The organism is Aminobacter sp. UC22_36 (genome assembly GCF_044056035.1).
In the GTDB taxonomy this organism is placed as follows: Bacteria; Pseudomonadota; Alphaproteobacteria; order Rhizobiales; family Rhizobiaceae; genus Aminobacter.
Genome location: NZ_CP171996.1, coordinates 306,235 through 318,601, shown reverse-complemented (window position 1 = coordinate 318,601; position 12,367 = coordinate 306,235). Strand labels below are relative to the sequence as shown.

Annotated in this window: 10 protein-coding genes; 6 read left to right on the top strand and 4 right to left on the bottom strand. The window is 63.4% G+C overall.

Going from position 1 to position 12,367, the window contains the following annotated elements; translation table 11 throughout:
- The first annotated feature begins 15 nt into the window (after positions 1-15).
- Positions 16-363 (top strand): DUF423 domain-containing protein, encoded by a 348-nt coding sequence (locus tag ACHMW7_RS04470; RefSeq protein ID WP_395449154.1) that lies wholly within the window; start codon positions 16-18, stop codon positions 361-363.
- Here ACHMW7_RS04470 and ACHMW7_RS04465 read toward each other — a convergent pair.
- Positions 360-1,772, bottom strand: coding sequence for a short-chain fatty acyl-CoA regulator family protein (locus tag ACHMW7_RS04465; RefSeq protein WP_395449153.1), 1,413 nt, complete (start codon positions 1,770-1,772; stop codon positions 360-362). The genes ACHMW7_RS04470 and ACHMW7_RS04465 overlap by 4 nt on opposite strands.
- 166 nt (positions 1,773-1,938) lie before the next feature.
- Here ACHMW7_RS04465 and ACHMW7_RS04460 point away from each other — a divergent pair, with 166 nt between their 5' ends.
- The 4 genes from ACHMW7_RS04460 (at position 1,939) to scpA (ending at position 8,277) form a co-directional block, all read left to right on the top strand.
- Positions 1,939-2,520 carry a biotin transporter BioY gene (locus ACHMW7_RS04460; RefSeq protein WP_395449152.1) on the top strand — a complete coding sequence of 194 codons (582 nt, stop codon included), beginning with the start codon at positions 1,939-1,941 and terminating at the stop codon, positions 2,518-2,520.
- On the top strand, positions 2,520-4,052 hold the full coding sequence (locus ACHMW7_RS04455; RefSeq protein WP_395449151.1) for an acyl-CoA carboxylase subunit beta: 1,533 nt from the start codon (positions 2,520-2,522) through the stop codon (positions 4,050-4,052). Before ACHMW7_RS04460 ends, ACHMW7_RS04455 begins: the two co-directional genes overlap by 1 nt.
- A gap of 12 nt (positions 4,053-4,064) precedes the next feature.
- Positions 4,065-6,068: an acetyl-CoA carboxylase biotin carboxylase subunit gene (gene accC, locus ACHMW7_RS04450; RefSeq protein ID WP_395449150.1), complete on the top strand. Its 2,004-nt coding sequence runs from the start codon at positions 4,065-4,067 to the stop codon at positions 6,066-6,068.
- Between the two features lie 67 nt (positions 6,069-6,135).
- The gene (gene scpA, locus ACHMW7_RS04445; RefSeq protein ID WP_395449149.1) at positions 6,136-8,277 is read left to right on the top strand and encodes a methylmalonyl-CoA mutase; all 2,142 of its coding nucleotides are present in this window, start codon (positions 6,136-6,138) and stop codon (positions 8,275-8,277) included.
- Positions 8,278-8,325: 48 nt separating this feature from the next.
- Here scpA and ACHMW7_RS04440 read toward each other — a convergent pair whose 3' ends face one another.
- Both ACHMW7_RS04440 and hemN read right to left on the bottom strand, forming a co-directional pair.
- Positions 8,326-9,657: a UDP-glucose dehydrogenase family protein gene (locus ACHMW7_RS04440; protein ID WP_395449148.1), complete on the bottom strand. Its 1,332-nt coding sequence runs from the start codon at positions 9,655-9,657 to the stop codon at positions 8,326-8,328.
- 72 nt (positions 9,658-9,729) lie between these two features.
- Positions 9,730-11,079, bottom strand: coding sequence for an oxygen-independent coproporphyrinogen III oxidase (gene hemN / locus ACHMW7_RS04435; protein ID WP_395449147.1), 1,350 nt, complete (start codon positions 11,077-11,079; stop codon positions 9,730-9,732).
- Positions 11,080-11,230: 151 nt separating this feature from the next.
- Here hemN and ACHMW7_RS04430 point away from each other — a divergent pair, with 151 nt between their 5' ends.
- Positions 11,231-11,956 carry a Crp/Fnr family transcriptional regulator gene (locus ACHMW7_RS04430; RefSeq protein ID WP_395449146.1) on the top strand — a complete coding sequence of 242 codons (726 nt, stop codon included), beginning with the start codon at positions 11,231-11,233 and terminating at the stop codon, positions 11,954-11,956.
- A gap of 6 nt (positions 11,957-11,962) precedes the next feature.
- Here ACHMW7_RS04430 and ACHMW7_RS04425 read toward each other — a convergent pair whose 3' ends face one another.
- Positions 11,963-12,253, bottom strand: coding sequence for a hemerythrin domain-containing protein (locus ACHMW7_RS04425; RefSeq protein WP_395449145.1), 291 nt, complete (start codon positions 12,251-12,253; stop codon positions 11,963-11,965).
- Positions 12,254-12,367 lie beyond the last annotated feature (114 nt).

Below are 12,367 nucleotides of genomic sequence, written 5' to 3'. Positions count from 1 at the left end.
GCGAACGAATGCAGTTTGACAGGGTTCTTTTTTATTGCCGGCGCACTGTTTGGCGCTATGGGCGTGGCACTGTCGGCGGCAGCCAGCCATGGCGGCAGCGTCAATGTCGCGACGGCGGCGAATTTCCTGCTGTTTCATGCCCCTGCGCTGATTGTACTGTCGCTGGTCGTTGCCGGCGGCAGAATTCTCCACATCGGTGCCGCCATTCTGCTGGTGGCGGTGCTGCTGTTTTCCGGCGACCTGCTGGCCCGCGAATATCTTGGCCAGCGGCTGTTTCCCTTCGCTGCGCCCGTCGGTGGCACCGGCATGATTCTGGGCTGGCTGATGCTGACCGTTGGCGCGGCGTTTTCCAGGCGCGGCTAGCTGATCCTGTAAGGCAGCGGGTGGCGTACGTCCTTGTCGATCACCAGCTTGCGCTTGAGCGGCGGCACGGCGCGCTGCTGGCAATTGGTGCGCTCGCAGATGCGGCATGAAATGCCGATCGGGTCGAAGGCGGTCTTGCTGCCCAATTCCAGCCCGTCGGCATAAACAAAATCCCGGGCATAGGCGACCTCGCAGCCAAGCGCGATAGCGTAACGACGATGCGGCGCATTGAAGCCGCCGCCGCCTTTGGAAATCTCGGTGGCAACGCAGAGATAGCGCGCGCCATCGGGCGTCTCGGCGAGCTGGCGGATGATCCGGCCGGGTGTCTCAAAAGCCTGGTGCACGTTCCACAGCGGGCACGCCGCGCCAAAGCGTGCAAACTGCAGCTTGGCGGCACTGTGGCGCTTGGTGATGTTTCCGGCACGGTCGATGCGGGCAAAGAAGATCGGCACGCCCTTGTGGCCCGGCCGCTGCAAGGTGCTGAGGCGGTGGGCGACCTGCTCGATCGAGGCGCCGAAATGCGCCGCAAGCAGCTCCAGATCGTGGCGCAGCTCGCCTGCCGCCTTCATGAATACCTGGTAGGGCAAGGTCAGCGCGCCGGCAAAATAGTTGCGCAGGCCCATCTTGCAGATTTCCTGCGCCTCGCTGGTGCGGAAATCGGCCGTCCGTGCAATCTGCGCAACCTCTGCTTCCATCTCCATCTCGGCAATCTGGAAGGCGATCTGGAAGCTGCGGGTGGCTATAGGCGAATAGGTGTTGAGGAACAGCACGCCCGATTTGGGATCGAAGCGCCGCAACGCGTCATCATCGGCGGCGGCACGGGCGATGCGCACGCCATGACGGCTTTCAAGGTGCCCGGCGAGCGTCGCATAGCTGTCGCGCTCGCCTATGCCGAGTTCATTGGCCAGCCGCTCGGCGGCGATGTCGAGGCTGTGGATGTAGTTGTCGACGAAATGGAAGAAGTCGCGCACCTCCTCATAAGGCGTCGGCTCGGTCAGGCCGATGCTCTTGCCGAGTGTGTCGTCGAGGCTGGCGAGTTGCTCGCTGTTGCGGCGATAGGCCTGGTGGGCCGAGATCAGCGCCCGAGCAAAACCCGGCGCGTTCTGGGTCACCAGCTTGAGCTCCTGCAGATTGGGCGCATAGTTCTCAAACAGCGGATCGCTGAGTGCCTCGGTCAATGCCGACAACAGCCGGTCGCCGTCGCCTTGCGAAATCTCCGTGATGTCGATCTGGAATTTTTCGGCGAGCGCCAGCAGCACCGAGGCCGAAACCGGGCGCTGGTTGTTCTCGATCTGATTGAGATAGCTTGTCGAGATGCCGATGCGTTCGGCGAAGCTCGCCTGCGTCGCCTTGTTGGCTTCGCGCAGTTCGCGCACCTTGCGGCCGATATAGAGTTTGCGTGACGCCATGTTTGCAAATTCGCAATTTACAGTTCTCGAATTTGTATATTACGCTTTCGCACACTTTCAACTGTTTTCTTGCGCGCGCCATGGGGCTATTGCGCCAACTTCGCTGCTTGCCGCTGACGCGGCGAGAGGCCATTGTTTTTCAACCTCGTAGCGCGGGAGAAAGCTCATGACGCTCTACCAAGCCGTCGCCGACAGACCAACCAGCCGGCTCACATCAAGGGATGTCATTGCCGTCGTCGCAGCTTCGCTGCTTCTGACGCTGTCGGCCAAGGTTCAGGTGCCGTTCTATCCCGTGCCGATGACCATGCAGACGCTTGTGGTGATCGGGCTTGGGCTGGCGCTCGGTCCGGTGCGTGGTGCTGCCGCGGTCGCGCTCTACCTCCTGCAGGGCGCGCTTGGCCTGCCGGTTTTCGCCGGCACGCCGGAAAAAGGCATCGGCCTCGCCTACATGATGGGGCCAACCGGTGGTTATCTCCTGGGTTATCTGCCCGCCGCATGGCTCGCCGGCTGGCTGGCCGAGCGCGGCTGGGACCGCAACGTCTTTACCGCAATGCTTGCAGCGCTGCTTGCCGGCGCCGTCATCTACGTGCCCGGCCTGCTCTGGCTCGGCTCGGTCATCGGCTTCGACAAGCCAGTGCTGGCTTTTGGCCTTTACCCCTTCATCCCGGGCGACATCGCCAAGGCCGTGCTTGCGGCCATCGCCTTCCCAGCCGCCTGGAAGTGGCTTTCCGCAAGGGGCATGAACTGATGCGCGCCGTTCTCGAACAGCTTGAAGCCCGCCGCGCCGAGGCCCGCCTCGGCGGTGGCCAGAAACGCATCGACGCCCAGCATGCCAAGGGCAAGCTGACGGCGCGCGAACGCATCGACGTCCTGCTCGACGAAGGCTCCTTCGAAGAGTTCGACATGTATGTCACCCACCGCACCACCGAGTTCGGCATGGCCGAGCAGAAGGTAGCGGGCGACGGCGTCGTCACCGGCTGGGGCACCATCAATGGCCGCCTGGTCTATGTCTTCTCCCAGGACTTCACCGTGCTCGGTGGTTCGCTGTCGGAAACCCACGCCCAGAAGATCTGCAAGATCATGGACATGGCAGTGCGCAACGGCGCCCCTGTGATCGGCCTCAACGATTCCGGCGGCGCCCGCATCCAGGAAGGCGTGGCCTCGCTCGCCGGTTATGCCGATGTGTTCAAGCGCAATGTCGACGCCTCGGGCGTGGTGCCGCAGATCTCGGTCATCATGGGCCCCTGCGCCGGCGGTGCTGTCTATTCGCCTGCCATGACCGACTTCATCTTCATGGTGCGCGACTCATCTTACATGTTCGTCACCGGCCCCGACGTGGTGAAAACCGTCACCAACGAGATCGTCACCGCTGAGGAACTCGGCGGCGCGCGCACCCACACCTCGAAGTCTTCGGTCGCCGACGGCGCTTATGAAAACGACGTCGAGGCACTCGAGCAGGTTCGGCTGCTGTTCGACTTCCTGCCGCTCAACAACCGTGAGAAACCACCGGTCCGGCCGTTCCACGACGATCCGGCGCGGCTGGAAAAGCGTCTCGACACGCTGATCCCCGACAGCGCGGCCAAGCCCTACGACATGAAGGAGCTGATCCTCGCCATCGCCGACGAGAGCGATTTCTTCGAGATCCAGGAAGCCTTCGCCAAAAACATCATCACCGGCTTCATGCGCATCGAGGGCCAGAGCGTCGGCGTCGTCGCCAACCAGCCGATGGTGCTGGCCGGCTGCCTAGACATCGACTCGTCGCGCAAGGCGGCGCGCTTCGTACGCTTCTGCGACGCGTTTTCGATCCCGATCCTGACTTTGGTCGACGTGCCGGGCTTCCTGCCGGGAACGGCCCAGGAGTATGGCGGCGTCATCAAGCACGGCGCCAAGTTGCTGTTCGCCTATTCGCAGGCGACCGTTCCAATGGTCACGCTGATCACGCGCAAGGCCTATGGCGGCGCTTATGACGTCATGGCCTCCAAGCATATCGGCGCCGACATCAACTATGCCTGGCCGACGGCCGAAATCGCGGTGATGGGCGCCAAAGGCGCGACCGAAATCCTGTACCGCTCGGAACTCGGCAATCCCGAAAAGATCGCCGCGCGCACCAAGGAATATGAAGAACGCTTCGCCAATCCCTTCGTCGCCGCCGAACGCGGCTTCATCGACGAGGTGATCATGCCGCATTCGTCGCGCCGCCGCATCGCCCGCGCCTTCGCCGCCCTGCGCGGCAAGAAGGCCGAAGCGCCGTGGAAGAAGCACGACACGATTCCTTTGTGAGCAGGTCAAGACATGTTCAAGAAAATCCTCATCGCCAATCGTGGCGAGATCGCCTGCCGGGTCATCAAGACGGCACAGAAACTGGGCATCGCAACGGTCGCGGTCTATTCCGACGCCGACCGTGAAGCGCTGCATGTGAAGATGGCCGACGAGGCCGTCCATATCGGCCCGGCGCCCTCGAACCAGTCCTACATCGTCATCCAGAAGATCATCGACGCGGTGCGCCAGACCGGTGCCGATGCGGTGCATCCCGGCTACGGCTTCTTGTCGGAGAACTCGAACTTCGCCGAGGCGCTGAAGGCCGAGGGCGTCGCTTTCATCGGACCACCCCCTGTCGCGATCGAGGCGATGGGCGACAAGATCACCTCGAAGAAGATCGCGGCGTCCGCTGGCGTGTCGACAGTGCCCGGCCATATGGGCCTGATCGAGGATGCCAATGAGGCGGTGAAGATCGCCAACCAGATCGGCTATCCCGTCATGATCAAGGCCTCCGCCGGCGGCGGCGGCAAGGGCATGCGCATCGCCTGGAGCGACGCCGAGGCGCGCGAAGGCTTCCAGTCGTCGAAGAACGAGGCGAAATCGTCGTTCGGCGACGACCGCATCTTCATCGAAAAATTCGTCACCCAGCCGCGCCACATCGAAATCCAGGTGCTGGGCGACCAGCACGGCAATCTGCTCTATCTCGGCGAGCGCGAATGCTCGATCCAGCGCCGCAACCAGAAGGTCATCGAAGAGGCACCCTCGCCCTTCCTCGACGCGGAAACGCGCAAGGCGATGGGCGAGCAGGCCGTGGCGCTGGGCAAGGCGGTCGGCTATTTCTCGGCCGGCACGGTCGAGTTCATCGTCGATGGTAACAGGAACTTCTACTTCCTCGAGATGAACACCCGCCTGCAGGTCGAGCATCCTGTGACCGAGCTGATCACCGGCATCGACCTCGTCGAAGAGATGATCCGCGTCGCCGCCGGCGAAAAGCTGCGCTTCACCCAGGACGACGTCAAGCTGAACGGTTGGGCGATCGAAAGCCGCCTCTACGCCGAAGACCCTTACCGCAATTTCCTGCCATCGATCGGCCGCCTCACCCGCTATCGCCCGCCGGTGGAAGGCAAGCGCGACGACGGCACGGTGGTGCGCAACGACACCGGCGTCTTCGAAGGCGGTGAGATCTCGATGTATTACGATCCGATGATCGCCAAGCTTTGCACCTGGGCGCCGGATCGCGCTACGGCAATCGAGGTGATGGGACGCGCACTCGACGATTTCGAGGTCGAAGGCATCGGCCACAATTTGCCGTTCCTGTCGGCGGTGATGGACCATCCCCGCTTCCGCTCGGGCGTCATCACTACCGCCTTTATCGCCGAAGAGTATCCCGACGGCTTTGCCGGCGTCGCACCGGCTGAGGCAGACGCCAAGAAGCTTGCCGCTGTCGCCGCCCTGATCAATCAATCGGTGCAGCGCCGCAGTGCCCAGATCTCGGGGTCCCTCGCCAACCACCAGCGTCCTGTCGGCGCCGACTGGGTGGTGACGCTTGGCGGCTTCACCTTGCCGCTGCACGTCAAGGATGGTGCCGACGGCACGGTTGTGGCGTTCGACGATGGCACGGCACTTGCGGTTTCAAGCGATTGGCTGCCTGGTCATCTGCACGCCAACGTCGCCGTCGGCGGCAGCTCGATCGGCGTCAAGACTTCGCGCTCCGGCACTGGCTGGCGCCTGCGCTGGCGTGGCATGGACGTGGTGGCGCATGTGCGCAGCCCGCGCGTTGCGGAGCTGGCAAAACTCATGCCGGTAAAGCTGCCGCCTGACACCTCGAAGATGCTGCTGTGCCCGATGCCGGGCGTGGTCACCTCGATCCTGGTCAAGCAAGGCGACGAGGTCGAAGCCGGCCAGTCTCTGGCGACTGTCGAGGCAATGAAGATGGAAAACGTGCTGCGCGCCGAGCGTAAGGGCACGGTCAAGCGCGTCGCGGCAACTGCTGGCGAAAGCCTCGCCGTCGACGAGCTGATCATGGAATTCGAGTGATGGCAGCACGGGCGCTTGCACTCTCCCCCTTTTGGGGAGGGTGGACGCCCGTTTGCAGGAGGCCCCAATGACCGACAAACCAACAATCGATTCCTGGAAAAAACTCGCCGAGCGCGAGATCAGGGCGTCTCCGGACACGCTTGTCTGGAACACGCCCGAGGGCATCGACGTCAAGCCGCTTTACACCGCCGACGACCTCTCCGGCATCGACAATCTCGATTCGATGCCTGGCTTCGCGCCGTTCTTGCGCGGACCGCGCGCCACCATGTACACCGGCCGACCCTGGACCATCCGGCAATATGCCGGCTTTTCGACGGCGGAAGCGTCCAACAATTTCTACCGCAAGGCGCTCGCCGCCGGCCAGCAAGGTGTGTCGGTAGCCTTCGACCTTGCAACCCATCGCGGCTATGACAGCGACCATCCGCGCGTCGAAGGCGATGTCGGCAAGGCCGGCGTCGCGATCGACTCGGTCGAGGATATGAAGATCCTGTTCGACGGCATCCCGCTCGAGCAGATCTCGGTGTCGATGACCATGAATGGCGCGGTGATCCCGATCCTCGCCAGCTTCATCGTCGCCGGCGAGGAGCAAGGTGTCTCGCGCGACAAGCTGTCGGGGACCATCCAGAACGACATCCTCAAGGAGTTCATGGTCCGCAATACCTACATCTACCCGCCAGAGCCTTCGATGCGGATCGTCGCCGACATCATCGAATACACGGCCAAGGAGATGCCGAAGTTCAACTCGATCTCGATCTCCGGCTACCACATGCAGGAGGCCGGCTCGACGCTGGTGCAGGAACTGGCCTTCACCCTCGCCGACGGACGCGAATATGTGCGCGCGGCGCTGAAGAAGGGCCTCAATGTCGACGAGTTCGCCGGCCGGCTGTCGTTCTTCTTCGCCATCGGCATGAACTTCTTCATGGAAGCGGCCAAGCTGCGCGCCGCGCGCCTTTTGTGGTCGCGCATCATGGCCGAGTTCGAGCCGAAGAAGTCGTCGTCGCTGATGCTGCGCACCCACTGCCAGACCTCTGGCGTGTCGCTGCAGGAGCAGGATCCCTACAACAACATCGTCCGCACGGCGTTCGAGGCGATGTCGGCGGCACTGGGTGGCACGCAGTCGCTGCACACCAACTCCTTCGACGAAGCGATCGCGCTTCCGACCGAGTTTTCGGCGCGCATCGCCCGCAACACCCAGCTGATCCTCCAGCACGAGACCGGCGTCACCAAGGTCGTCGATCCGCTCGCCGGTTCCTATTATGTCGAAAGCCTGACCAACGACCTCGCCGAAAAGGCCTGGGCGCTGATCGAGGAAGTCGAAGCCATGGGTGGCATGACCAAGGCTGTCGCCACCGGCCTGCCCAAGCGCATGATCGAGGAAGCGGCGACACGTCACCAGGCCGCCGTCGACAAGGGCGAAGAGGTCATTGTCGGCGTCAACAAGTACCGGCTCGAGCAGGAAGACCATCTCGACATCCTCGAGATCGACAATTCCGCCGTGCGCCTGTCGCAGATCGCCCGCATCGAGCGCACCCGGCGCCAGCGCGATCCCAGCCGCGTCGAGGCGACACTGGCGGCTCTGGAGAAGGTGGCGCGCAGCGGTGAAGGCAACATGCTAGCTGCAGCCGTCGAGGCATCACGGGCACGTGCAACGGTCGGCGAGATTTCCGACGCCATGCGCCGTGCCTTCGGCGACCATGCCGCGGTGCCGGAAGTCGTCGAGAACGTCTATGGCAAGGCCTATGACGACGAGCCGGAATTCCAGACCCTGGTTGCGCGCCTCGATCAGTTTGCCGGCTCACTGGGCGAGAAGCCACGCATCATGGTGGCCAAGCTTGGCCAGGACGGCCACGACCGCGGCGCCAAGATCATTGCTTCGGCCTTCGGCGACATCGGCTTCGAGGTCATTGCCGGGCCGCTGTTCCAGACCCCGGGCGAAGCCGCAAACACGGCGATTGCGTCCAGGGTCCACGTCGTCGGCATGTCATCGCTGGCCGCCGGCCACAAGACGCTCGCGCCGCAGCTTGTCGCAGCACTGAAGGCCAAGGGCGCCGAAGACATCATCGTGGTGGTCGGCGGGGTCATCCCGCGCCAGGATTACCAATACCTGCTCGACCATGGCGTGTCGGCCGTCTTCGGCCCCGGCACCAATGTGCTCGACGCCGCGCGCGCCGTGCTCGACCTGATGGAGGGCAAGCGCCGCAACCAGTAAGCGCCGCACCAGACGAAAAAGGCTCGCTCACGCGGGCCTTTTTGTTTTTCAGGCCGCCTTCCGCCCAATGGAGACGTATTTGATGCCGTGGCGGGCGACGACTGCGGGGTCGTAGAGGTTGCGGCCATCGAAGATGACCGGCGTGGTCAGTTGCTCCCTGATCAGCTCGAAGGACGGCGCCCGGAAATTTTTCCATTCGGTGGCAATCAGCAGCGCATCCGCCCCGCGCAGTGCCGCCTCCTTGGTGCCGCACAGCATCAGATCGTCGCGCTGGCCAAAGATCTGCTGCGCCTCGTTCATCGCCTCGGGATCGTAGGCCTGGACCTTGGCACCTGCAGCCCACAGCGCTTCCATCAGCACACGGGCTGGTGCCTCGCGCATGTCGTCGGTGTTGGGCTTGAAGGCCAGTCCCCACAAAGCAAAGGTCTTGCCGGCGAGGTCGCCGTTGAAATGTGCCTTCAGCTTGTCGAACAGCACCGCTTTCTGGGCGTTGTTGCGCGCCTCGACCGAGTGCAAAAGCACCGGCTCGAAGCCGACATCGCCGGCGGTGCGGATCAAGGCGCGCACATCCTTGGGGAAACACGAGCCGCCATAACCCAGGCCCGGATAGATGAAGTGGTAGCCGATGCGCGGGTCCGAGCCGATGCCCTTGCGCACCTCCTCGATATCGGCGCCCAAAAGCTCGGCGAGGTTGGCCATCTCGTTCATGAAGCTGATCTTGGTCGCCAGCATGCAGTTGGCGGCATATTTGGTGAACTCGGCCGAGCGCACGTCCATCACGATCATCTTTTCGTGGTTGCGATTGAACGGCGCATAGAGCTCGCGCATCACCGCCTCGGCGGCCTCGCTGTCGGTGCCGATGATGATGCGGTCGGGCTTCATGCAGTCGGCGACAGCCGAGCCTTCCTTCAAAAACTCCGGATTGGAGACGACGTCGAAGGCAAGCGCCTCGCGGCCCCGCACCTTCAGCGCCGCCAGCATGGTTTCGCGCACCTTGTCGGCGGTGCCGACCGGCACTGTCGACTTGGTCACCACGATCTTGGGTGCTGCCATCTCGCGGCCGATGGCATCGGCCACCGACAGCACGTATTTGAGGTCGGCCGAGCCGTCCTCGCCCTGCGGCGTGCCGACCGCGATCATCTGGATCTCGCCATGCCTGACCGCGAGCGCAGCATCGGTGGTGAAGACGATGCGCCCTGCGGCGTGGTTGTCGCGCACCAGGGCCTCGAGCCCCGGCTCGAAGATCGGGATGAAACCCTGGTTCAGGCGCTCGACCTTGGCCGCGTCGACATCGACGCAGACAACGTCATGCCCAACCTCGGCCAACACCGCAGCCTGCACCAAACCAACATAGCCAATGCCAAAGACTGTCAGATTCATCTGGTCAAGGTCCCGTTCGCGCTCGCACGCTTTGCACGCGCTTGATACAGGAATTTGTCAGCGCGTAGAAGTTCAGACGGCGACCGAGTGGCGTGCGGTCCCGCGGCCAAGATAGACATCGAAATGGGCGGCAATCGAGCGGACGAAAGGCTTGCCGCGTTCGGTGACGACAAAACGGTTGCCCAAACGGGCGAAGATGCCGTCACGATCGCCGGCGGCCAGCAATTCGGCCTCGGTGATAACCGCGCGCGCCGGCTCGCCGAAGCGGGAAAGCAACTCGCAGCGCGAAAAGGCGAAATCGCACATCAGCCGCTCGATCACCCAGGCGCGCATGCGGTCGGCGTTGGACAGGGCGAAACCGCGCACCGTAGCCAGGCCGCCTGAATGCACGCGGCGCTCATATTCGCCTGTTGCCGGCATGTTCTGGACGTAGCCATGCGGCAACAGCCCGATCGACGACGCTCCAAGCCCGATCAGCGCATCGGCCTGGTCGGTGGTGTAGCCCTGGAAATTGCGCCGTAACGTGCCGGAACGCGCTGCGGCGGCGAGGCTGTCGCTCGGCAGCGCGAAATGATCCATGCCGACGGCTTCGTAGCCCGCGGCCAGGATGAGTTCGGCCGCGGCGGCGGCCTGCTCCAGCCGTGCCACGGCATCGGGCAATCGCGCCTCGTCGATCATCGTCTGGTGCTTTTTCATCCACGGCACATGGGCGTAGCCGAACAGCGCGATCCGGTCGGGCCGCAACGACAGCAGCTTTTGCGTCGTCGCAACGATGCTTGCGAGCGTCTGGTGCGGCAGGCCATAGAGCATGTCGAGATTGACCGAACGCACACCACGGGTGCGGACCGCGTCGACAACGGCCTTCGTCTGCTCGAAGCTCTGTTCGCGGTTGATCGCCTTTTGCACCCGCTCATCGAAATCCTGCACACCGAGGCTGGCACGCGTCATGCCGATGGCAGCCAGCGCGTCGAAGCGCGCCTCATCCATATCGTTGGGATCGATCTCGACGCTGATCTCGGCATCGCCGGCGAAGCTGAATTTCTCGCGCAGCCTGGCTCCGAGTGACATCAGATCCGTCGGCGTCAGCATCGTTGGCGAGCCGCCGCCAAGGTGCAACGCACGAATAATTAGCCGGCTTCCGCACAGCAAGGCTGTCGTATCTATCTCGCAGTTCAACGCCTTCAGGTATCGCTCGACCGGGTCATAGCGACGCGTTTGCTTGGTGTGGCAGGCGCAGAACCAGCACAGCCGGTCGCAATAGGGGATGTGGACATAGAGCGATGCCGACGCGCCCTCGGGCAGTGCGCGTAGCCAGCTGCCATAGGTCGTTGCCGAGATCGCCGCATTGAAATGCGGCGCAGTCGGATAGCTGGTGTAGCGCGGCACCGGTGCTGAGTATGTTTCGATGAGGGTCCTGTCCATGATCGTCTCCATCAACGAACAGAGGATGCGATGGAGGCGCCGGCATCGCCTTGACCTGGATCAAGCAGTGTCGGGCGATGGACACAATGACACGGTTCCTTTTGCCGGACCCGGTCCCTAGATTGGGCAAATCGGAGTACTGGACGAAGAAATGGCCATTCGCCAGGACATTCACAATTCGGAGATCCCTGCGCTGTGCCGCTCCTGCGAGGCACGGCATCGCGGCGTCTGCGGCGCGCTGACACCGGAACAGCTGGTCGAGCTCAGCCGTCATACCACCAAGCGCAAGGTTGAAGCGGGCACGGTGCTGGTATCGGACAGCGATACGATCGACAGCTACGCCAACGTGCTGGCCGGTGTCGTCAAGCTGACCAAGACATTGCCCGATGGCCGCCAGCAGATCGTCGGGCTGCAGTTCGCGCCTGATTTCATCGGCCGGCCGTTCAAGCAGGAGAGCTCGATCACTGCCGAGGCCGCGACCGCCGTCCGCGTCTGCGCCTTCCCCAAGACCTCGCTCGACCGGATGATTGGGCAGGCACCGGAACTTGGTCACCGGCTGCACCTGCAGGCACTCAACGAACTCGACGAGGCGCGCGACTGGATGCTGACGCTCGGACGCAAGACGGCTGCCGAGCGCGTTGCCTCCTTCCTGCACCTCATCGCCCGTCACAGCGACCCCGAGGCGGAAAGCGACGGCGAGATCAGCTTCGACCTGCCGCTGACCCGCGCTGACATCGCCGACTTCCTCGGCCTGACCATCGAAACCGTCAGCCGCCAGCTGACCAAGCTGCGCAAGGACGGGCTGATCGCGGTCGAAAACAACCGCCACGTCACCGTCTTCGACGTCGACAAGCTGGAACGCCGCGCCAACGTCTAAGTGGCTTCACCCAGGCGGTGCCAGCAACGCGATAACATGGTCGCGTTCGAAGGCGACGTGCCGGCGTACCGCGCCGAAATAACCTCGAAGCATGAAGCCGAGCATCTCGGGGTTATCAGCCACGCCGTGCCGGGCGGCGAACCGCAATGCGTCGCGCAGCTCTGCAGCAGAGCCTTCATCTTCAAGATGTTCGTTCTTCAGCCTCTCGACGGTCTTGTCCGCCTTGGCGCTGTGCCCCAGGCGCACGCAAAAGTGCGGAAAGATCCGCCGCTCCTCGAACCGGTGGATCTTCGCCATGGTCGGGCCAAGCGCCCGTGCCGTCAAAAGGCAGTTGCGGCGGTCGAGACCATTGGGCAGCGAATTCGGCGATCTCTTCCAGCCGGTCGCATAAAGCGAGCTCGGCGACATGCG

Bases quoted from the DNA above. Each gene is read 5' to 3' on its own strand.
- ACHMW7_RS04465 (WP_395449153.1), bottom strand. From the start codon at position 1,772: ATGGCGTCACGCAAACTCTATATCGGCCGCAAGGTGCGCGAACTGCGC.
- ACHMW7_RS04460 (WP_395449152.1), top strand. From the start codon at position 1,939: ATGACGCTCTACCAAGCCGTCGCCGACAGACCAACCAGCCGGCTCACA.
- ACHMW7_RS04455 (WP_395449151.1), top strand. From the start codon at position 2,520: ATGCGCGCCGTTCTCGAACAGCTTGAAGCCCGCCGCGCCGAGGCCCGC.
- accC (WP_395449150.1), top strand. From the start codon at position 4,065: ATGTTCAAGAAAATCCTCATCGCCAATCGTGGCGAGATCGCCTGCCGG.
- scpA (WP_395449149.1), top strand. From the start codon at position 6,136: ATGACCGACAAACCAACAATCGATTCCTGGAAAAAACTCGCCGAGCGC.
- ACHMW7_RS04440 (WP_395449148.1), bottom strand. From the start codon at position 9,657: ATGAATCTGACAGTCTTTGGCATTGGCTATGTTGGTTTGGTGCAGGCT.
- hemN (WP_395449147.1), bottom strand. From the start codon at position 11,079: ATGGACAGGACCCTCATCGAAACATACTCAGCACCGGTGCCGCGCTAC.
- ACHMW7_RS04430 (WP_395449146.1), top strand. From the start codon at position 11,231: ATGGCCATTCGCCAGGACATTCACAATTCGGAGATCCCTGCGCTGTGC.
- ACHMW7_RS04425 (WP_395449145.1), bottom strand. From the start codon at position 12,253: ATGGCGAAGATCCACCGGTTCGAGGAGCGGCGGATCTTTCCGCACTTT.